This is a genomic window from Sphingomonas soli NBRC 100801, assembly GCF_001591025.1.
In the GTDB taxonomy this organism is placed as follows: Bacteria; Pseudomonadota; Alphaproteobacteria; order Sphingomonadales; family Sphingomonadaceae; genus Sphingomonas; species Sphingomonas soli.
The window spans coordinates 82856-103571 of the sequence record NZ_BCTZ01000001.1; the positions used below are offsets into that span (position 1 = coordinate 82856).

The 20716-nt window shown below is 64.0% G+C and carries 22 protein-coding genes and 1 pseudogene; 14 read left to right on the forward strand and 9 right to left on the reverse strand.

Going from position 1 to position 20716, the window contains the following annotated elements:
• Positions 1–5 precede the first annotated feature (5 nt).
• The 3 genes from SSO01S_RS00405 to SSO01S_RS00415 are packed head-to-tail and all read left to right on the forward strand — an operon-like array spanning position 6 to position 1375.
• Positions 6–728, forward strand: coding sequence for a CPBP family intramembrane glutamic endopeptidase (locus tag SSO01S_RS00405; RefSeq protein WP_066793523.1), 723 nt, complete (start codon positions 6–8; stop codon positions 726–728).
• Between the two features lie 10 nt (positions 729–738).
• Positions 739–1173 carry a hypothetical protein gene (locus SSO01S_RS00410; protein WP_066793525.1) on the forward strand — a complete coding sequence of 145 codons (435 nt, stop codon included), beginning with the start codon at positions 739–741 and terminating at the stop codon, positions 1171–1173.
• Positions 1166–1375, forward strand: a complete 210-nt coding sequence (locus SSO01S_RS00415) for a helix-turn-helix transcriptional regulator (protein WP_066794205.1) — start codon at positions 1166–1168, stop codon at positions 1373–1375. The genes SSO01S_RS00410 and SSO01S_RS00415 overlap by 8 nt, the downstream gene beginning before the upstream one ends.
• Before the next feature lie 244 nt (positions 1376–1619).
• Here the strand turns inward: SSO01S_RS00415 and SSO01S_RS00420 are convergent, their stop codons facing one another.
• Both SSO01S_RS00420 and SSO01S_RS00425 read right to left on the reverse strand, forming a co-directional pair.
• Positions 1620–4652 (reverse strand): beta strand repeat-containing protein, encoded by a 3033-nt coding sequence (locus SSO01S_RS00420; protein WP_157073562.1) that lies wholly within the window; start codon positions 4650–4652, stop codon positions 1620–1622.
• Between the two features lie 46 nt (positions 4653–4698).
• Entirely contained in the window at positions 4699–5640 is a 942-nt protein-coding gene (locus tag SSO01S_RS00425) for a CsgG/HfaB family protein (protein ID WP_083942743.1), read from the reverse strand.
• 82 nt (positions 5641–5722) lie between these two features.
• On the opposite strand from SSO01S_RS00425, the gene SSO01S_RS17055 reads away from it, so the two are divergent.
• Together SSO01S_RS17055 and SSO01S_RS00430 are read left to right on the forward strand one after the other, a co-directional pair.
• Positions 5723–5896 carry a sigma-70 region 4 domain-containing protein gene (locus SSO01S_RS17055; protein WP_439646548.1) on the forward strand — a complete coding sequence of 58 codons (174 nt, stop codon included), beginning with the start codon at positions 5723–5725 and terminating at the stop codon, positions 5894–5896.
• A 58-nt stretch (positions 5897–5954) separates the two neighbouring features.
• A complete protein-coding gene (locus tag SSO01S_RS00430) occupies positions 5955–6857 on the forward strand; it encodes a HEPN domain-containing protein (protein ID WP_369404230.1) in 903 nt (300 codons plus the stop codon).
• Between the two features lie 53 nt (positions 6858–6910).
• On the opposite strand, the gene SSO01S_RS18045 is transcribed toward SSO01S_RS00430, so the two are convergent.
• Entirely contained in the window at positions 6911–7171 is a 261-nt protein-coding gene (locus SSO01S_RS18045; protein WP_218000320.1) for a transposase, read from the reverse strand.
• Between SSO01S_RS18045 and SSO01S_RS00440 the strand changes: the two are divergent.
• A pseudogene (locus tag SSO01S_RS00440) lies at positions 7165–7581 on the forward strand (IS5 family transposase); the annotation flags it as partial. The gene SSO01S_RS18045 and the pseudogene SSO01S_RS00440 sit on opposite strands and share 7 nt — an antisense overlap.
• 288 nt (positions 7582–7869) lie before the next feature.
• Here SSO01S_RS00440 and SSO01S_RS00445 read toward each other — a convergent pair.
• Positions 7870–8274, reverse strand: a complete 405-nt coding sequence (locus tag SSO01S_RS00445; RefSeq protein WP_066793536.1) for a hypothetical protein — start codon at positions 8272–8274, stop codon at positions 7870–7872.
• 266 nt (positions 8275–8540) lie between these two features.
• Between SSO01S_RS00445 and SSO01S_RS00455 the strand changes: the two genes are divergently transcribed.
• The 6 genes from SSO01S_RS00455 to SSO01S_RS00475 all read left to right on the forward strand — a co-directional run bounded on the left by SSO01S_RS00455 (position 8541) and on the right by SSO01S_RS00475 (position 16096).
• Positions 8541–9182, forward strand: coding sequence for a S24 family peptidase (locus tag SSO01S_RS00455; protein WP_066793537.1), 642 nt, complete (start codon positions 8541–8543; stop codon positions 9180–9182).
• Positions 9183–9380: 198 nt separating this feature from the next.
• A complete protein-coding gene (locus tag SSO01S_RS00460; protein WP_066793538.1) occupies positions 9381–9893 on the forward strand; it encodes an Ig-like domain-containing protein in 513 nt (170 codons plus the stop codon).
• 14 nt (positions 9894–9907) lie between these two features.
• The gene (locus tag SSO01S_RS00465) at positions 9908–11770 is read left to right on the forward strand and encodes a hypothetical protein (RefSeq protein ID WP_066793540.1); all 1863 of its coding nucleotides are present in this window, start codon (positions 9908–9910) and stop codon (positions 11768–11770) included.
• A gap of 25 nt (positions 11771–11795) precedes the next feature.
• Complete coding sequence (locus SSO01S_RS00470) at positions 11796–14339, forward strand: RHS repeat domain-containing protein (RefSeq protein WP_066793543.1); 2544 nt, start codon at positions 11796–11798, stop codon at positions 14337–14339.
• Positions 14336–14794 (forward strand): hypothetical protein, encoded by a 459-nt coding sequence (locus tag SSO01S_RS17400; RefSeq protein ID WP_157073564.1) that lies wholly within the window; start codon positions 14336–14338, stop codon positions 14792–14794. The genes SSO01S_RS00470 and SSO01S_RS17400 overlap by 4 nt, the downstream gene beginning before the upstream one ends.
• Positions 14795–15070: 276 nt before the next feature.
• Positions 15071–16096, forward strand: coding sequence for an IS110 family RNA-guided transposase (locus SSO01S_RS00475; protein WP_066793546.1), 1026 nt, complete (start codon positions 15071–15073; stop codon positions 16094–16096).
• A 293-nt stretch (positions 16097–16389) separates the two neighbouring features.
• On the opposite strand, the gene SSO01S_RS00480 is transcribed toward SSO01S_RS00475, so the two are convergent.
• Positions 16390–16719, reverse strand: coding sequence for a hypothetical protein (locus tag SSO01S_RS00480; RefSeq protein WP_066793549.1), 330 nt, complete (start codon positions 16717–16719; stop codon positions 16390–16392).
• Entirely contained in the window at positions 16719–16916 is a 198-nt protein-coding gene (locus tag SSO01S_RS00485) for a hypothetical protein (protein ID WP_066793552.1), read from the reverse strand. Before SSO01S_RS00485 ends, SSO01S_RS00480 begins: the two co-directional genes overlap by 1 nt.
• 1171 nt (positions 16917–18087) lie before the next feature.
• Here SSO01S_RS00485 and SSO01S_RS00495 point away from each other — a divergent pair.
• Positions 18088–18648 carry an RNA polymerase sigma factor gene (locus tag SSO01S_RS00495; protein WP_157073565.1) on the forward strand — a complete coding sequence of 187 codons (561 nt, stop codon included), beginning with the start codon at positions 18088–18090 and terminating at the stop codon, positions 18646–18648.
• Entirely contained in the window at positions 18648–19643 is a 996-nt protein-coding gene (locus SSO01S_RS00500; protein ID WP_083942745.1) for a FecR family protein, read from the forward strand. Before SSO01S_RS00495 ends, SSO01S_RS00500 begins: the two co-directional genes overlap by 1 nt.
• Here SSO01S_RS00500 and SSO01S_RS00505 read toward each other — a convergent pair.
• From SSO01S_RS00505 to SSO01S_RS00515, 3 genes are all read right to left on the reverse strand, one after another.
• Positions 19640–20062, reverse strand: a complete 423-nt coding sequence (locus tag SSO01S_RS00505; protein ID WP_066793565.1) for a type II toxin-antitoxin system VapC family toxin — start codon at positions 20060–20062, stop codon at positions 19640–19642. The two genes, SSO01S_RS00500 and SSO01S_RS00505, sit on opposite strands and share 4 nt — an antisense overlap.
• The gene (locus SSO01S_RS00510; RefSeq protein WP_066793567.1) at positions 20059–20304 is read right to left on the reverse strand and encodes a FitA-like ribbon-helix-helix domain-containing protein; all 246 of its coding nucleotides are present in this window, start codon (positions 20302–20304) and stop codon (positions 20059–20061) included. Before SSO01S_RS00510 ends, SSO01S_RS00505 begins: the two co-directional genes overlap by 4 nt.
• An 86-nt stretch (positions 20305–20390) precedes the next feature.
• On the reverse strand, positions 20391–20582 hold the full coding sequence (locus SSO01S_RS00515) for a hypothetical protein (protein WP_066793571.1): 192 nt from the start codon (positions 20580–20582) through the stop codon (positions 20391–20393).
• Positions 20583–20716 lie beyond the last annotated feature (134 nt).

The window sequence follows — 20716 nt, forward strand, 5'->3', positions numbered from 1 at the left end:
GCGAGATGGATGTTTCGTGGAAGCAGCGGTTTGGCGCCATCGCCGAGATCGTGGCGGTATTCGTCGCACTGTTCGCAGCGGCGGCTGTCATCGGGCAGGTTGCGGCGCAATTGCAGCCTAAGTTCGCGACGCCCGTGCAGGGGCTGGCGCTCTGGGGAGCGGTCGGCGCGGGCGCACTGCTGGCGCGCCGGTCGGGACGCGGCTTCGGCACGCTGGGCCTGCGCGCGCCGGCATCGTGGCGCGCCACGCTCGGCTGGGCGGCGGCAGCGCTGGTGCTTTCCTGGACGGGCACGCTGGTGCTGGGGCTGGCGATCCGCCACGCCACCGACTGGCCGCCGCTCGATGTCGGCTATATTCGCGAATCGATCGAAGGCGACACGCTCGCCTGGCTGGTGTGGATGCTGCTCGTCGTCTGGGGCAGTGCCGCCTTTGGCGAGGAATTGCTGTCGCGCGGCTTCGTGCTCGACCGGCTTTGGACCGCGGGCGGAAGGGGCCGCGTCGCGCTGGTGATCGCCATGGTGCTGCAGGCGCTGATCTTCGGGTGGCTCCATGCGGTGCAGGGCCCCACCGGCATCGTCCTGACTGCCTGGGTAGGGCTTGTCTTCGCGGGTGTCTGGCTGGCGTCCGGGCGCAACCTCTGGGCGCCGATCCTGGCACATGGCACGACCGACACGATCTCGCTCACGCTGATCTATGCCGGCGTGCCGCTTCCCGGCTATATCAACTAAGGAGGTTACGATGGCTTCGGATCCCGCACGCACGCGGCGCAGGCTGATGGCGGCACTGGCGCTCGGACTGCTGCTTCTGCTTCCTTGCGCGATATTGCTTCAGACGGGCACGGGGCCGCAGGCTCCATTGCTCGCGGGAGTCGTCGCAGGCGCCGCGACTGCCATGTCCGCGTCGCTCGGCATGACCGGCCTCCAGCTCCGCGCGCTGGGCCGTCCGGCGCTCGACGAAGTGCTCAACGACGAGCTGTCGACGCGGAACTCGGTGCGCGCAATGGCAGTCGGCTATGTCGCAGCGGTGAGCGTCGCGGGCATAGCGCTGCCGCTTGCGGTCTGGCTGGGCCTGCCCGCCGTGCCGCTGCTGACCGGGGTCGTGCTCGCCGGGGTGGTGGCGCATGCCGGCAGCTTCGCCTGGTTCGAGCGGCAGGGGGACGATGGCGATGGCTAAGGCCACGCTCGGCAATCATCTGAAGAGCTTGCGGACCGAGGCAGGGCTGACCCAGGCCGATCTGGCAGAACGGGTCGGCGTTTCGCGCAAGACGATCAACACCGTCGAGAACGGAGTCTTTACGCCATCGGCGACACTGGCGCTCCAGCTCGCCCGCGCGCTGGGGGTGCCGGTGGAGGCGCTGTTCTTCCTGCAGAACTAGGTGTTCAGTCCCGAGGAGTGGCGGTGCGGATCGATTTTGAATCGGCACGGGTCTCGTTTCCAGATGCGTGCAACATATTCGTATGGTGTGAGGCACAGCGCCGCAGGGTGCGAGCGGCAGCCTGAACGACGGGGCGACCTCTGCCGCGCTTCAATGTGAAAGACCGCCACGCTGGGGGGAGCGTGACGGCCTTTCCCGCCGTGCCGGGTTAGGGGGGAGGGGACTCCGGCCGGGCGGCCTCGGGTCAGCGGAGGCCGGTGATCGCGCTGCTCACCTGATTGCCCACCGCCATCGCCGAGAACTGATTGCCCGTCATCGAGAAGCTGGCCGCGCCGAGCGATCCCGCGCCGCCGTCCAAACGGCTGCCGTTGACGACCGCATAGACGTTGCCGCTGCTCACCTGGCTGTTCGCGATCGCCACCGAAGGCGCCGGCAGGCCGGACACGGACACGCTGTTCGTCGCGGCATTGCCGTAGCCGGTCGCGCTGACGTTGTTGCCGCTGATCGAGAAGTGGCTGCCGTCCAGGTTGCCGGCGTTGAGCGGCACCAACAGGCCGGTGCCGATCGCAGTCGCGGTCACCGGCGCGAAGTTGGTCTGGACGTTCAGCAGCGCTGCACCGCCCGAGGCTTCCGCACCGAAGCGATCCGCTTCCGCCCGCCCGGGCACGCCGGGAACGACCGCGCCTGCCGAGACGGCGATGCTGTTTTCCGCAGCGTTGCCGCGGGCCAGCGCGGAAACCGCATTGCCGCCGATCACGATCTCCGAGCCGCTGGCCGAGCTGCCCTGCGGCACGCTCGCCGAGCCCGCAGCCGAGACCTGTACCGTCGCCGCGTTGATCTGCGTGCTGGCGAGGCCGGCACCGGGCGTGCGGTCGATTGCGCTGACGGAGACGGTGTTGACCGCGCGGTTGGCCGAGGCCTCGCCGCTCGTCCGGTTGCCGGTGACGCGATAGGTCGAACCCTCGCTCCCCGCCGCCGGCGCACGCCCGACGATCGGGGTGGTGACGGTCGCCGCCGCCGAGCCGATCGCGAATTGCTGGTTCGACAGAACATGGTCGCCCCGCGCCGCCGGGGGACCGAAACCGTCCGACGCGACGGCCGATCCGCCGCTACCGAGCGCGGTCACCGCATCGACCGACAGCGCATTGGCGGCATCGTTGATCGCGGCGAGCGCTGCATTGCTGTTCCCGGAAAGGCTGCTCGCGGCACCCGTCTGGCTGGCGCCCAGCAGCTGCGCCTGTGACGTCGCGCCGACATTTGCCTGGCCATACTGGCTCGATGCCAGGGCGGTCCCGGCTTCGCCGATCGTGGCCGCGTCGATCGACAGCGCGTTCGCGACCGTATTCCCAAGTGCGGTGGCCTGTTGGACATTGTCCTCGATCGCGAGCGTCGAACGCGCGCCGCCGTTTGCCACGATGCCGGACAGGGTGAAGACCTGGCTCTGGATCGAAGGGACCAGCGTGGCCTCGTTGGTCGGCTCGCCGAGCTTCTGATTGCTGGCCAGCGCGACTTCTGCAATCGCGCCATAGGCCTCACCGATCGCTCCCGATTGGGACCGCCCACCGGTAGTCCCGCCCATCGTGCCCGCCGTCACGCCGATCTCGTTGGTACCGAAATTGCCGATCGCGGAACCGAGGAAGCTGTTGCCGCTGACCGACAGGCTGACGTTCGTCGCGCCTTCGTCCACCGCGATGCCGAATTCGCCCGGCATCCCGGCGCTGCCCAGGCTCGCCAGCACATTTCCGTTGCCACTCTGCAGGCTGTTGACCGCGAGCGACGTGCCGAGCGCGCCGGCATCGGCCGTCAGCCAGTTGGCGGCGTCGTTTCCGGTCGCGGCGACGCGGTCGCTGTTGCCGTCGACGGCGATATGCGAGCCATCGGCGGTGCCGGTGACCTTCACTCCGATCTTCGCTTCGAACTGGGAGGCCCGGACCGGCCCCGAACCATAGTCCTGAACGCTATGAACGACCGCTCCGGCTTTCGCGGTCGATACGCCCGTCGCATCGACCGTCGCCAGGCCGCGTCCGCGGCCCGCGTCGATCGCCGTGGCGGTGAGGGTGAGCAGGCTCTCGCTCTGGTTCGCCGCGGCGACCGTCCGCATCAGGTTGTGCGAGTCCGAGATATCCGAGCCCGACACGTCGCCATCGACCGTCACGCGGATATTGCCGGCCGTGAACGTGCGGACGTCTAGCCATTGGGCCTTCTGGGCAGTCACGATGGTGGCGATGGGGGAAGGGACCCCCGTCTGGCCGTCCGCCTGCACGACCGACGCGGCAGTGACGCTGCCCGCCGTCGTGGCAAAATTGCCGCGCGCGACCGCCGTGATCGCGTTGCCGTCGGAGACGATCGACGACGAAGTCGTGCCGCCATCGACCAGGATCGCCGAGGTGGGATTGCGATCATCCTCGAACGTGACCGCCTTGAGGATGCCACTCGCCGACTGGACGACCGAGGCCGCCATCGCGCCATTGACGACCACATTGCCTTCGGCAGGCACCACCGACGCGGGATCGATGCGTTCGTCGAGCGTCAGCAGGGGTGCCGCCAGCGAGAGCGCCGATGCCGCCGAATTGCCCGTAGCGACCGCCCGGTCGAGATTGCCGCTGGCTTCGACCTCGCTGTTGGTGAGCGCGCCGGTGGTGACGGAGAACCCGCCACGGGCACGGGCCGCGAGACCTCGGCTTGCGTCCAGCGCCTGGCTGCTCGCTAGGCCGGCACCGCCTTCGACTGCCGACAGCGTCGCGAACAGCTCGTTGCCGGTCGCGGCGGCATCCTGGGCATTGTCCGAAAGCGCGATCTTGCTCGACACCGCGCGTCCCGCCGACATCGACATGCGGCTGCCGACGATGTTGCCGTTGACCGACGTTGCGACGAGCGACTGGCGGTTGGCGACGACCGCCTTGCCCGTCGCCGACGCGCTGCCGGGCCCGCTCGTCACGTCGGCGGCGCGGTAGCCGCCCGAGACCATGCCCTTGCTGTCGAGCGCGAGCTTCGCGGCATTGCCCTTGCCGGTGACAGCGACCGTATCGCCGGAGACCGTGACGGTGCCGCGGTCGATATCGCCGGTCACCGCGCTGCGGATCTCGGCGTCGCTCGCATCGGCAACGATGACGCCGTCGCGCAGCGACTGCTGGTTGGCGACCACCTGCGGTCCGTTGGCGATGGCGGTGCCGCTCTGCGCCTGCGCGGCCGTGGCGCTGAGCAGCAACGCAAGCACGGCGCTCCCGGCGAGCAGGGCGGGACGGCGTGCGGAACGGGGAGATGCATTCGAGGGCATTGAGATACTCCAGGGCTTGGGGGAGGGGGCGCGGAGGCGCGGTTGGTCAGTTGGAGGTGTTCGAAGCGGCGCTCATCCGCTGCGCGAGTGTGGCCGCGCTCGCCGACGCGGTCCGCAGCGCTTGCGAAGCAGGCTCGACGAGGCAGTTGCTCGGGTCGGTCTCGGTAACAGCGCCGACGAGGCGCAGTGTCGCTTCCTCGAGTGCGGTGCGGATGCCGAGCTGGAGCGGCTCCTGGCCCTTGGCGCCCAGGTTCACGTCGAACAGCTCCGAGCCGAAGAAGCGGAAGACGTTGAACCCGACCTCGTAGCCCGTGAACTGCTTGGTCAGGCTGACCGTCTTCACCACCAGCAGCGAGCGGGTGTCGACGATGCGCAGGTCGATCGCGACCGATTGGGTATAGGTTCGCGCCTTGGGTCCGACCTGGCCGACGCGCAGCTCCAGACCGCCCGAGCGGATGTCGTAGTTCAGCTCGGTGATGCCGCCGACGATGTAATAGTCGGACGCCGCGATCGTGCCCCCGAAATAGGGCAGCCACGGCACCGGCGCAGCACCGTTCCCGAAGACATGGGCGCGGCCGTCGCCGAGCTGGCGGCGGTCGGTATAGCCGAGCTCGCGTTCGCCGATCATCGGATCGAACCGTTCCGCCACCGTGACCCCGGCGCCGAGCTTGCCGAGCGCCGACGTCACCATCAGCGCGCCGCCCTGGGTGATCGCGGCGCCCTCGGCGATCGAATATTTGCCGGTATAGTCGCGCACGTCGCCGACCGCGATCACCAGGCGGCGCGTCTGGCGCTGTGCGAGGCGCAGCGCCATGCACGACAGCGCCGGGTCCATCGGGGTACGATTGTCCCGCGCGGCCGGGCCGACCGGCACCGGCACCTCGCCGGGCGCGAAGCGGCGCTGGTCGAGCTTGACGCAGCCGCTGAGCAGCAGCGCGGCGGTCAGCATCGCGACCGGGCCACGGGTGCGAGGGGGAATGCCGGCCATCAGTTGAGCACCCCGAACGCGCAGGCATTGGCGCCGGTGAGCGGATCCAACCCTGGCCAGGATCGAGCGCGAGATAGGACGGCTGGACCCGACGACGCGGCAAGTGTTTCTGATGCACAGGCTGGAGAGCCTCGGCTATCCCGAGATCGGCGCGCGGCTCGGCCTATCCGTTGCCGAGGTCGAGCGCCACATCACGGCAGCCATGCTGCATCTTGCGCGGGCGATGGACGCGGCGGAGGGCAGGGGGACGGGCTGACGCTCCCGGTTCCGATTGGTCTTGCCATCGCGGCGCTGCCTGCCACAGGTAGGAGAACATGATGCATACCGGCCTCGATCATCTGCCTCAGTCCAAGCAGCGCGAGCTGGGCCACGTCGTGCGCGTGCTGATCGAGGAGTTCGAGGCCGCCCACGCCATGGGTACCACGAAGTGGAAGAAGGCGGGACGCCTGTTCAAGCTGGTGCTGTACGGTTCCTATGCGCGCGGCGACTGGGTCGACGATCCCGTCGGCGGCTACCAGTCCGACTACGACATCCTCATCGTCGTGAACGACGAGCGGCTGACCCAGTTCGAATTCTGGTCGGCGGCCGACGACCGCCTGATGCGCGACACCACGATCACCAACGTGCTGAGCGCACCGGTCAACTTCATCGTCCATTCACTCTCGGACGTGAACCGCCAGCTGGAGAAGGGCAGCCCGTTCTTCGTCGATATCGTCGAACAGGGCATTGCGCTCTATGAGGCCGAGGGGTTCCCTTTCGTCCAGCCGCGCGAGCTTCCGCCCGAAGAGGCTCTCGCCGAGGCGCGGAAGTACTTCGACGAATGGTTTCCTAGCGCGGAGGCGTTCCTACAGAACGCGCTCGACAACATCGATCGTAAGCGTCCGAAAGAGGCTGCCTTCCTGTTCCACCAATCCGTGGAGCGGTTCTATCACTGCATCCTGCTGGTCTTCCGCCTCTACAGCCCAAAATCCCATCGATTGCGGTTCCTGCGTTCGCAAGCGGAGTTGGCCGTGCCCGAGCTCGCCGCCGCCTGGCCTCGCGGTGACCGGTTCAGCCGCCGCTGTTTTGAGCTAATCCGCCAGGCCTATGTGAACGCGCGCTACTCACCTCATTTCGAGATTACCGATGAGGAATTGCGCTGGATCGGCGAGCGCGTCTCGGAACTGAAACTATTGGTTGAGTCCGCTTGCGAGAGTCACCTGAAAACGAACGACTGAGATTGGGCCGGTTTCAGACCGGCAGCTTTCGGCGCTCTAGGGGCTGTTGAGATTCATCGGGAATTGATGACGGCGCTGGCGAGATAGATCATGGCGGAGAAGCTGTGATCGGTTTTGTCTGCACGCATGGCGATGCGTTTGAACTCCTTGAGCTTGCAGAAGAAGTTCTCGATGAGGTGGCGCCATTTGTAGATCTCGGCGTCGATCTTGAGCTTCTGCGCGCGGCCAGGATGCTGGGAGATGACGATCTTGGCCCCGCGGCCGTTGAGTTCGGCGACGAGCGCGTTGCTGTCGAAGGCCTTGTCGGCGATCAGGCCTGACCACCAAGCTCCACGCCGTCGTCGATGCCAATGGCATGCCGATCAGCCTCGTCCTGAGCGAGGGGCAAGCCTGGGACGGGCATAGTGCTCAGCGGATGCTGGGGAGCCTGACGCCGGGTTCTATCTTCCTCGCCGACCGTGCCTACGACGCCGACAAGTTACGCCAAGCCATCGCGAGCAAAGGCGCCTTCGCCAACATCCCGCCCATGCCTCAGCGGACGCGACGCTCGGCCTTCAGCCCGTTCCTCTACCGCCAGCGCAACCTCATCGAACGCTTCTTCAACAAACTCAAACACTTCAGAGCCGTCGCCACCCGCTACGATAAGCGCGATGACAATTTCCTCGCCTCAATCCAACTCGCCTCACTACGCATCTGGATGCGGTTTAATGAGTCGGTGACCTAGAGTAGGAAAGGAGCCGGAAACGCGCTCGTAATCTGACCGACTATCAAGCCGCCCAATCTGCAGCCATACCGGCGAACCGCGCGGACTTCCCGATGCGGAGCCGACCTGTACCATTAGAATCTAGACCCGCGCTGCGAGCGATCAGTGCTCGCACAGCGGCCCTAGCTGTCCGAACCGTTGCTCCAAAGGGCATGCCTTATTGGGACTTCCCTCCAAACGGTGTTAACTGAATATGATAACTAGGGTTGCGCGCCAGCTCTCTTTGTGATGCCTTAAATGCGGAGGGGATCAGAATGGATAGATCCGGGGGACGCCCCTAGGCCCGGGCAACAGGTCGACATCCTTTACGCGAAGGATTGTCAGGTCGGTCAGGCGAAGCGAAACCTTGCGATTGTAGCTCGGGTCGAGGTTCAGGAAGTCGAGCAGGCCAGCGGTGAAATTCGCGCGCAGCTCGTTATTGAGCGTGATACCACTGAGGCTGCGCATCGTCTCGATATTATCCGGTGCAGCGGCGTCGCCGGCGGCGCCAAAGCCATCGACCCAGACCGCGCCTACCGGCACGTCAGCGCGCGGCACCTGAAGCGCGGCAAAGCCGTCGTAGAGCCCGTTAGGCCTCGGCATATAGGCTTCCCGCGCGCTGCAACCGCTGAGCAGGATGGCTCCGCCTGCCGCAAGAAAGAGAGGCTGCAGCATCTCAGTGCTCGCTATGTGCGGCAATATAGGCTCGCACGCGCGCGGCAGTCTTGTCGCGAGGCTGCCGGCCATCCCTGAGGTCAAAGACAAAACAAGGGTCGCCGACCGCGTCACGGCCAAACCGGGTCGGCGGGAGTCTGCGTGCCTTGATGTGATCTTCGACAAGCTTGAGCAGTCGCATGGGAACCTCGCGAATCAATGTTCCTTATTTGTTCGCGCGTCATTTCCTACTTGTCTAGGCATTTTCCTACGCTACGTACGATTGTATGAAAGCGCATGACCCACGCACCGAGCTTGACCGGCTCATCACGGAAGGCGGGCATAGCTACGCCTCCATTTCGCGCCTGCTCGGCCGCAACGCCGCTTATGTGCAGCAGTTTATCAAAAGGGGTACGCCCGGTCGCCTCGAGGAAGAGGATCGCGGATTGCTGGCGCGATTTTTTGGTGTCAGCGAAGACCTGCTGGGGGGGCAGTCTCCGGCACCCGCATCCTTGACCCTTATACCGCGCTTTGCCGTCCTGGCGTCCGCCGGCGCGGGAAGCATGGTGGATGGCGAGCTATCGGTAGGTCAATATGGATTTGACCCTCGCTGGCTTCGATCCCTAACATCTTCTCGCCCGGAGCAGCTGTCGATCATTTCCGTTACGGGTGACTCGATGAGTCCGCTTCTGAATGACGGTGATGATGTTCTGGTCGATAGCGCCTCTGCAGCGCAGCGACTGCGCGACGGCGTGTATGTCCTGCGGCGCGACGATACCCTGATGATCAAGCGTCTTTCGCTGCATCCAGGCTCTGGAACATTGACCATCGCCAGCGACAATCCGGCATATCCTACGTGGCGCGATTGCCCGCTGAATACGGTCGATATCGTCGGTCGGGTTCTGTGGGCCGGTCGGCGCCTTCGCTAATCCTACAAAATTGCATCGCATCAACTTTGTAGGAGAAATGTAGGAAATCTCCTGCGACTTCGTTGAGTGTCCGGCAGCGGTGATCCCCTCCTCGGCCGCTGCCGGGCATCAACGGAGAAATGAACAATGCGACGAACAGAGATTCTGTGCGCGGTTGGGCTAACGGCACTTGCTGTCGCGTCCGCGCAATCTGCACCAGTGCCGCTCGGCAACGAGACGGCGACCTATTCCTATGATGCTCTCGGCCGACTGACCGGCAGCGTGATCACGAGCGGCCCCAATAACGGGCGCCAGACTGGCACCTGCTTCGACGCGGCCGGCAACCGGATCCGCCAGGACGCGGCGACGTCGACTATCGCGGCCTGCCCGACGCCGACGCCGAGCCCGACGCCGACTCCCACGCCGACCAATTCCCCGCCGACCGCGGTGGCGGATAGCATCAACGTGCTGTGCAATGACAGCGACACAATCGACCTGATCGCCAATGATAGCGATCCTGAGAGCAACGCACCGCTGACGCTGGTGAGCATCACCTACAGCTCGGGCGGCGGAGCCTCCGCCTCGGTCGCGTCGAGCACATCGGCGGCGGTCACTGGCGACGCGTCACGGAGCACCACCGTATTCACCTACGTCGTTCAGGACAGCTTGGGCGCGCAATCCAACGGCACGCTGACGGTGGTTTCCATCGGCCCATTCAGCGTCTGCAGCTAAAAGGAATCAATGACATGCAAACCAATCGCTATCTGCGCGCGACGCTGCTCGCGTGCGCCAGTCTGCTCGCCTCGACCGCCGCGGCGCAGGACAAGGAACCCGCGCCCAAGATCGACAGCACCAGCCCCGGCGGCGTCAGCTATGGCACCGGTGCCTTCACTTATGAGGTACCGGTCCTCTCGATCGGCTCGGGTGGTTTCCCACAGGCGCTGCAGCTGAGCCATCAGTATCGCAGCGACGGCGCCCGCGATCCGAGTACGGCATGGACGACGAATCTCGACACGCGCATTAGCGCGACGCGCACAGATACCGTCATGGAATCGACCTGCCCGCCTTATTGCAACCCGGGCGACTACACCTGGTCGTGGAACCTCGTCATCGGCCATCGTTCGGCGAGCTTCTACAAGGTCGGCGCGGGCGCGGGTCCTGGGCCATATACGCCGACACAACTCGATGGTTCGTCGCTGACCTATATTCCGAGCGGCGCCTATGCCGGCAAGCATCTCTACACCAGCAGCGATGGCGCGGAGATGGTTCTCGACCTGCCAACCGGCGGCGGCACCAGCGGCCCACCGCTCAGCTGGACCGAAGCCGACGGCACGACGATCGCTTATGGCGCGTCGAGCATCTCGACTAACCGGGGCGTCGCGATCTTTCGCGAAAACGGGACGGGTAAGACCTGCGCGATCAACCTCACCCAATACTATCTGCCCGCGCTCTCCGCCTGCCCCAGCGGCGTGCCGACATCGACGCAGGGCGGCAGCGGCAATATCACCACAATCACCAATAGCAGCGGCGGCACCTACACCTTCACCTATGGCACCGACACCTATGACGGCGACGACGGCCATCTGCTGTGCGTGACCGAACCGGACCAGAGCGGCTGCACGATCAGCAACACTTATGACGACTGCGACGGCTATGGCTATCTGGCCGATGGCGACCTCAACTGGAACGGCAGCCGCGACCGCGTCACCGCCCAGAGTTTCGCGACCGGCGAGACGATCGCCTACAGCTATCTGGAATCGGAATATTCGCCGGGCGTGCCGCGCACGGCATGCCGGATGAATCTCCAGACGACGATGACCCGCGACGGCCAGAATGTCGTGGTCGGCCTGTCCAATGTCGGTGGCCCGACCTCGATCCAGAACGAACTCGGCAAGACGTCGACGCTATCCTATACCGGCCCCAGCGTCACCTATGCCGATTTCACCCGGCCGCTGAAATATACCGCACCCGAGGGCAACAGCGTCGAATATACCTATGACGCGCGGGGCAACATCACCGAGACGCGGCGCAAGAAGAAGACTGGCGCCAGCGAAGCCGATATCGTCACGAGCGCGACCTATCCCTCGTCGTGCAGTGCCAGCGGTATTTCGGCCAAGAACTGCAATAAGCCGGCCACCGTCACCGACGCCAACGGCAACGTCACCAGCTACACCTATAGCGACGTGCATGGCGGCGTGCTGACCGAGACCGGCCCGGCGGTGCAAGTCAACGGCACCGGCTCGGCGATCTCCCCGGTCAAGCGCTACGCCTATGCGCAGCGCTATGCCTGGATCAAGAATTCGGGCGGCACGTTCAGTCAGGCGGCAACGCCGGTATGGGTGCTGACCGAGGAGCGCAGCTGCCGGACCACCGCGACGGTCAGCAATGCCTGCTCGGGCGGCGCCAATGACGAAGTGATCGTCAGTTACGACTATGGCCCCGACACCGGCTTGGTTGGCAACAATCTCTGGCTGCGCGGCAAGACCGTCACGGCCTACGACACCACGCTCACCAGCGTGACCTCGCTGCGCACGTGCTACGGCTATGATGCACAGGGAAACAAAATCTGGGAAACCACGCCGCGTGCTGGCCTCAGCGCTTGCTACTGACCCGAAAAGAATGTGAGAACATATCATGAACAATCGTAAATGGATTGCGCGCAGCGTCGCGCTGCTATCGCTCGGCGTCAGCACACAAGCGCTGGCGCAGAGCAGCGCCTCGGACTTCACCACCGGCACGCGCTACGACAAGATGGGCCGGGTCACCGGTACCATCGCACCCGACCCTGATGGCTCGGGCGCCCTCCGCTATGCCGCGGTGCGGAACTCGTATGATGGTGATGGTCAGCTCATCAAAGTTGAGGAAGGCGAGCTTCAAGTCTGGAAAGATGAGAATGTCCTACCCTCAGGCTGGGGCTCTGACTTCCATCTGCAGCAATACGCGACCACCGACTATGATACGAGGGGCCGTAAGTTGAAGGAGACTGTCTACTCGGCCGTCGACGTACCCCTTGCGGTGACGCAATACAGCTACGACGCGGTCGGCCGTCTCGAATGCACCGCGGTTCGCATGAACTCGGCAATTTACAACTCACTGCCCTCCTCGGCCTGCACGCTGGGCACTGCGGGCAGTGACGGCCCAGATCGCATCACTAAAAATATTTATGACGTCGCGGGTCAGGTACTGAAGGTCCAGAAGGCCTACGCCACCACCCTCCAGGAGGACTATGCTGTCTACACCTATAGCGACAATGGCAAGCAGCTGAGCATGACAGATGCCGGCGGCAACAAGGCCGCCTTCACGTTCGACGGGCATGACCGCCAGACCAAATGGAGCTTTCCGAGCAAGACGACTGCGGGCACCGTTTCGACGACAGACTATGAGGAATACGCTTATGATGCTGGGGGCAATCGCGTCTGCCTACGCAAGCGCGACGGGGCCAAGCTGTTCTACGCTTATGACGCCGCCAATAGGGTGACCGCAAAGACGCTGCCGGTTGGAAGCGGCTGCGCCAACGGATCGGCATCGCCGACCACCCGCGACGTCTATTACGGCTACGATTTGGCCGGTGCGCAGACTGCGGCCCGATTTGATAGTGCAAGCGGTAGCGACGCGGTGACCAGCAGCTACGACGGCTTTGGCCGGCTTGTCACCAGCACCACGGCGATGGGCGGTACGAGCCGCACCATCGACTATCGTTATGACGAAGACGGCAACCGTGCCCGCATGACTTGGCCCGATGCTAACTTTGTCGCCGTCACTTATGACGGTGTTAACCGGACCTCTAATACGGCGTTCAATGGCGCATCTGATCTCATCCATTCGGCCTATACGGCCAGCGGAGAGACGGCCGGATTGTACCGCTGGAATGGCAGTAGTTGGGGCAGCACCTACACTATGTTCGGCTACGATGCGATCTCGCGGATTAGTTCGGTGGGGCATGTACTGCCGGGCGGCTATGGCCTTGCCACTGCCTTTGCTTATAATCCGGCAAGCCAGATCACCTCACGTACCCGCGACAACGACACGTATGCATACACCGGCTATACGACCGCGAGCACCAGCTACACCGCAAACGGACTTAACCAATATAGCGTGGTGGGCGGTGCCAGCTACATATACGACGATAATGGCAATCTGACTTCGGACGGTACGACCAGTTATACCTACGACGTCGAGAACCGGCTGGTGGCGGCATCAGGCGGGGTGACGCTCGCATATGATCCGCTGGGGCGGCTTTACAAGGTGGCGAGCGGCTCGACCGACACGCGCTTCCTCTATGATGGCGACCAGCTAGTCGCGGAATACGACGCATCGGGCAATCTGCTGCGCCGTTATATCCACGGCAATGACGATGATGATCCAATGGTTTGGTATGAGGGTTCAGGCGTGTCATCGCCGCGCTACCTATATGCCGATCATCAGGGCTCGATCGTCGCGGTTACCGATAACGCGGGTAGCGTGACGCGAGTTAATGCTTATGACGAATACGGGAACCCGAACTCTGGGAATAGTGTCAGTGTAGCTGGCCGGTTCCAATATACCGGGCAAGCATGGATCCCGGAAGTCGGGATGTATCACTATAAGGCGCGATTCTATTCTCAAAAGATTGGCAGATTCTTACAGGTTGATCCGGTGGGGTACGAAGATCAGGTTAATCTATACTCCTATGTAGACAATGACCCTCTCAACAAAGAGGATCCTAGCGGTAAGTGTCTTTGGGATCTTTGCATTAGCGAGGGCACCGCAGTTGCTGTGATCGGCGTAACTATAGTTGTGGGTGCGGGGTGCTATTTTTCTGGCGCGTGCGCTCGCTTTTCCGATGCCGTGCAAAAAGGCGTTGAGCATTGGACGAAAAAAGAAGGTTCCGACGCAAAGCCCAAACCTAACCGGAATCCCCCCGTTCCTGGGACTGGCAAGCGCGCTGGTCAACCCCAGCACGGCTCTGTTAAGCCGGGTGTAGATGGACCGCCAAAAGTGAATCGGCCAACACATGGGCCGAAGAAGAGCGACGCGCCTAAGGAAGCCGCTCGCGGCGGGCGGCATGGCGGTGTGGTAGGATCCAGAGGTGATCGTGGCAAAATGAATGGGCGTCAGGACGCGGGTCATCGTGGCGGACCTAAGCATGGACACCCAACTCCGCAGGAGGGGCGAGGGCATCTTTGGGAAAGAGAATGATGGATAATTTCAAAGATTACGACTTATCTCGAATGTTTGTCGACGATAGCGATTACGAAGTTCTATTCGAAGATGGGATATTTAGGCTTACCGATAACGTATCTAAATCTGAATTTATATTTGAAGTTTTTGATAATTCTTTTCAAATTAGACAAGCCGTATATTTTAATTGCGACCAATTATCTGGCGACAAGATCAGTGAAATCAACAAATTGTGCTCAAGAGTGAATTCCAGATTTAGCGGATGTAAAAATTACATAGATGAGTGGAATGTTCTAATTACAGTATACGAGTCTTTACACCTTATTAACGATATTGAATTAATCAAAATTGTACTTAATCAAGTCGAATTTGTTTCTGAGGCAATGCTTGCATTCATGGGTAATATCGAGAATGATGAGGTATTAAGCGATGAGCAAATTGATAGAGTATTTTTAGGTCCGACACTTCAGTGAAAATTCAGGGCGGCGATATGATATCGCCGCCCTAAATTTATACGGTGTCACTGCAATAGCAGCGCTTGATTCCGCTCGTTCTGCACAATCGAATTACACTCATATCGGGCGCAATTCTGGCCGACCGCTTCGGCCTGACGCGAGTCCCACGAACGGATGACAGATTTCGGGATAACTCCGAGATGGTTGAATGGCCGAACTTGATGCCGTGGACGGCTCTCCACCCCCGGCGGAGTCGGACCTAGTCTGCTCCGCTCATGATGGAGGAGAAGCGCCATGTCGGATGTTCGTGTCATCGGATTGGATATCGCGAAGTCGGTTTTTCAGTTGCACGGTGTCGATGATGCCGGGGCGACCGTCTTGCAGAAGCGGCTGACGCGAGCGCGACTACTGCCGTTCTTCGAGAAGCTGCCTCCCTGCCTGATCGGGATTGAGGCATGCGCCACGTCGCACTTCTGGGCGCGCGAGCTCACCAGGCTCGGTCACGAGGTCAAGCTCATGCCCGCTCAGTACGTGAAGCCGTACGTCAAGCGGCAGAAGAACGACATGGCCGACGCGGAGGCGATCGCCGAGGCGGTCACCCGGCCGAGCATGCCCTTTGTCGGGCCCAAGTCGCCGGACGAGCAGAGCGCGATGATGCTTCACAAGGTCCGACTGATGCTCACGCGGCAGCTGACCATGATTACCAACGCGATCCGCGCACACATGGCGGAGTTCGGGATTGTCGCGCCGGTCGGCAGAGGTGGCGTCGATCGCCTGCTCGCCATCGTCGACGACGACACCGATGAGCGGATACCTATGCAAGCTCGATCCTGCCTCCAGATGCTGGTTGCCCAGCTCAGGCTCGTCAAGCTGCAGATTCTCGATAACGACCGCCAGGTCCTCGCGCTGGCCCGATCGACCGAACTTGGCTGTCGCTTGATGGAAGTTCCCGGCATCGGGCCGCTGGTCGCTTCCGCGCTGATCGCGTGCGTGCCCGATCCGTCGATGTTCCGCTGCGGGCGCAACATGGCGGCGTGGCTCGGTCTCGTTCCAAAGCAGAACTCGTCCGGTGGCAAGGAGCGGTTGGGCTCTATCACCAAGGCCGGCAACCGCTATCTGCGTCAGATGCTGTTCGCCGGCGCTATGGCGGTCATTCGCCGGGCGATGCAGGGCACGCGCCGTACTTGGCTGATCCGATTGCTGGAACGGCGCCGACCCAAGATCGCAGCGATAGCGCTGGCCAACAAGAACGCCAGGATCGCCTGGGCCATGATGATGAGCGGTGAGCACTATCGGGAACCGATGGCGATCGCAGCCTGATGACATCGCGCGGCTGAGAGGCAGCGCCTAGAGGTTGGAAAGGGCAGAGGAACTATTGCACGAAAGCCGGTCGACACCGCCAGATCAGACCACCCCATTTGCGCCCCGCACCTCGAGTGCGCGAAATTGATTGGGGACCAGATCTGCGGAAGGCATTATGGCCAGCGGCGATGACAAGGCCGCACAACAGGCCGGACACATGGCCGCACCGACCACCTAGTGCAGATGCTCAACTAGCTCTTGCCAACGGAGGGCCGTCCACACATGGGGCGCAAAGCGGTCGCGCAATCTCGTCAGCTTCGATAGCGGGCAATCAGCTTCTTCCATTCATAGTCGCTGGGATCCTCGAGCTTGGGCCCTGTGGGTGCGTCCTTGGTCTTCTCGATGAGCGGTCTGATCTTCGCCCGGCGGGCCAGAAGACAGTGCGGACAATGGAAGCGCTGGCACACGCTTGCGACGTCGTCGCGCCAGTGTCTGCGGTGAAACAGATACCAGAGGCCCGCGCCGCTCATCACACGCACATATCCGCATTGCGGGCAGGTCAGCCGGACATGCCATTTGCGTAGCGCGAGGTCGGTCAGCGTGCGCAAGGGTGGCCAGTCGTCGGCGAGGTTGCCGCGCATCAGAAGAGCGTCGGCTGTTCCTCGCGGCCTGCCAGGAACAGCGGGCGCGCGATTTGCGCCGCTTCAACCGACTGACGATAATGGATCGTGCCACGCTTCTCCGCCTCGTCGAATCCGACTGGCGCCCAGTCCTCGCTGGGATAGACGGTGTCATAGATCGCGCGCGCAGCCGCGCGCAGGCAGAGGTCGTGCTGCATGTCAGGGTTCCGGTTTGTGCGACTCGAGGGACGGGATTGATAAATCCAACCGGCCGGTCCCGACAAGAAGTGTGTTCTTCTTTCGTTCGCGCGCTATACAGCGCGCCTGACGAGTCGGGAAAAGCGCGATTCATGTCACGGCTTCACTGTTTCATCGCCACGGCCAGGGAGCTTGCCGCCCCGTTCGCGGCAAGCTGGCCGCAGGACATCGCCGTGCCGCAGCAGAAGGTCGAGGGTCTGATGGGCGCGGTCATTCTGAACACAGAACCCGGAAAATCATTGCGCGTCATGCGTTGGGGCTTTCCCCGGCGCGTGCGGGGCGACCGGGACGGGCCTGACCGGATCGGCCTCGTCGCTGACCTGACAAACTCGATGTGGAACGAGATGGTGGTGGATCCCCGCTATCGCTGCCTGATCCCCATCACGCATTTTGCGCACCCGGACGGACCATCGGGCGCGAAGACGCGCACATGGTTCTCGGCATTGCGCGCAGTAGCGTCCTTGGTGACAGCGTTTGAAAGCTGCGCGCAAGGCGGTATCAGTCGTGCGGCTCGTCCGGGTGGCTGCCGCTCTGTCCAGGCTCCGGCTAAAGGCGCAGCGCATGTCCAAGCATGTTCTCAACTGCCCGGTCGAGCCGCCCGCGAAGCGGTTCCGCCAAATCGCTGGTCGGCGCTTGGTTGTGCCGGGGCTGGCGGACGAAAATGCCGCTGGCGCAGATTGCGCGCAGCTGCGCCTGTCGCGTGGGGGAGGCCGGCCGCCGATGCGGCATGCCGTTCCTCGGCGACGATCGCCTAGGCCAGCTGAACGGCGCTGCCCGATACGTGATCCGCTCGTGCGGCGAAGGCGCGTGGAGCCAGGTGCGGGACGGTCCCCTGATTCCTCCGTTTCCGATGCATCTGCGCTTGCGCATCTTGCATCCGGCGGCGCTTCCCGTACCTTCCGAGTCGCGCCGCGTAGAGGGCGGCGCCGAGGCGTGAGAACCTCGCTTGGGGTGATGGACCGGAAGTCGCATGGCGGCCGGGTGGCTGGCGCGCATGTCCAGGCCGTTCGCGGCTAAAGGCGTCGGCGCGTGTTTTCCCAAGCACGTTCTCATCACCCGGCTTTTGCCGGCAGGGCCTCGCTCGCTTGGAGATCGGCGCGTGGGGGCTGGAGTTCGTTTTTGGGAGGCCGGGTGGCATTGCTGCCGGCGATCGGCATGCGGCTGAGCTCCGCCCGCGATGCGCACAATGAGGAGTCTTCCTCGCCCGGCGATGTGGCCGTCCTCTACGCCACTGAGGCGCCGCGGCTGTGGCGTTTCTTCCGCCGTCGCATCCGCTGCCCCGATGAGGCCGAAGATCTCGTCCAGGAAACCTTTTCGCGCGCGCTCGGGCAGGTGCCGGGCGAGGGCTTCCGCAATCCTGGCGGCTATCTGACGCGCATCGCCCAGAATTTGCTGCGCGACCGCGCCAAGTTCGCGCGGCGGCGCTCGACGGATTTGCATGAGCCGGCCGAAGGCGCCGACCTTGCCGGAACGGACCAGATTAAACTGCTCGAGGTGCGCGATATGCTTGACCGGCTCGAGCTTGCCATGCTGGAGCTTCCCCAACGTGACCGGGAAATCTTCATGGCGCACCGACTCGAAGGGCTGTCCTATGCCGATATTGCCGAGCGCACCGGCTTGACCGTGAAGCAGGTCGAGAAGGCGATCGCCCGCGCCCTGGTGGAACTCGACCGCGCGCTGGGCCCGCGCTGATGCCACCCATCACGCCGGAACCGATGGACGAGGAGTCGCTGCGCGCTGCGGCCGCCGAGTGGTACGCCCGGATGCGCGGCCCCGACGCAGAACGGCACCGCGCGGCGTTCGAGACATGGCTGGCTGAGCATCCCGCGCACCGCCAGGCCTATGTCCGGATGGCATTGCGCTGGGACCAGGCCGGGCTGGTCGGGCACACGCCCTCGGGTCAGGCTCGCCAAGGATTGCCCGCTTCGCCGGTGCGCCGGGCCATGCCGATGCGCTATGCCGCGCTCGCCGCCAGCCTGATCGCGGTGATCGCGCTGAGCGCACTCTTTTGGTTGTCGCCGTCCGGCACGCCGACCGTTCCCCAGGTCGCCGCGCGCGAGTTCGTCTCGCCGGTCGGCGAGATCCGTCGCGTGACCCTCGAGGACGGCTCGGTCGTCACGCTCGATACCGGCACACGGCTCGAGGTTGCATTCACGTCCGCCGAGCGCCGGCTGCGGTTGCTCGCTGGCCGCGCCCGGTTCGAGGTCGCCCACGATAGCGCGCGGGCGTTCGTCGTCATGGCCGGGGAGGGCGAAGTGGTCGCCACCGGCACCGTGTTCGACGTCAGTCTGGTGGGGCCACGTCCGCGCGTGCGGCTGATCGAAGGGTCGGTCGAGGTGCGCAGCAGGGCAGCGAATGCGTCGCCGAAGCCGGTCGCCCGGCTGGTGCCGGGGCAGGCGATCACGCTGGGGACGCCCCAGGTAACGCCGTCGCCGGCGCCGCCCGCCGAGGAGCGGTGGGTGTCGGGAATGCTGAGCTTCGACGGCACGCCGCTCGCCGACGCGATCGCCGAGGCCAATCGCTATTCGGAGCGGCGGATCCTGCTCGGCGATCCGGCGCTCGGGACGCTGCGCGTCACCGGTGCCTTCAAGGCCGGCGACCAGGTGGCGATCGCCGGCGCGCTGGCGGCAAGCTTCGGATTGCGCGTCGTGCCGGGTCCCGGCGGCGCGCTGACCCTGGTCCGCTAGCCGAAACTCCAGGGATCGATCAGCTCGATCCCGCAGCCCTCGAAGTCGCGCAGGTTGCGGGTGGCGAGGCTCGCGCCGCGCGAGCGGGCGATCGCCGCGATCTGCGCGTCGAACTGGCTGATCGGCCTGCCGAGCCGGCGGCGCTCGGCGGCGATCCCGGCGAACTGCGGCGCCGCCTCGGGGTCGAAGCCGAGGATGCGGCCCGCGAAATCCTCCGCGAACATCGCTGTCGCCGCTGCCTGCAATTCGTCGCGGCGGCGGCCGGGATCGAGGATCGCGATGCCGTAGAGGATCTCGGACTGGGTAACCGCGGTGACGAACAGCGCCGCTGGCGCCTGCCCGCCGAGCCAGTGCATCACGCGGGCGTCGGGAGCGGGACGCAGCGCCTCGGACAGGACATTGGTGTCGAGGACGATCATGCCAGGTTAGGCGGTTCGCGCATCGCCTCGCGCGCCGACAGGTCGAGTTCGGCGCCGCCGAGCGGTGCGAAGCGCGCGCGGATCGCCTTGGCGAGATTGCCGGGACGCGGCGCACCCGCCGACAGCGCGGCACGCAGGATGTCGCGCGCTTCCTCCTCCATCGAACGGCCATGCGCCGCCGCCTGCATGCGCAGCCGCCGCTTGAGGCCGTCGTCGATGTTTCGGATCGTCATGCTGCTCATCGGCGTCTCCCAGGGAACATGATAATCATTGATTGCGGATTCATCAATGATTGCAAGACGAGGAAGCGGGCTGCCGGAGCTACTGGTCAGCGCGCGTCGCCCGGCCGCAGCACCACGTCATGGTCGAGCGGCGTCGCTTCGATCTTGTCCAGTTCGGAGAGCAGGTCGTCGAACTGGCCATCGTCGTCGACGGCGAAATGCCGCGTGAAGGTGCCGCCCAGCCGATCGAGGTCGCGCTGGGTCAGGAATCCGATGGAAACGATCCTCTCTCCTGGCATGGGTCAGAAACGACGCGCAGTCAGGCTTTCTCCGGGGCTACGAGAAATATTTCGCACGAGCCGGGGGAAGTTCCTGCGACTGTCGTCAAGCACCTCAAGCGCACCGCCGAGAAAGGCGGGCGCAAGGGGAGAAA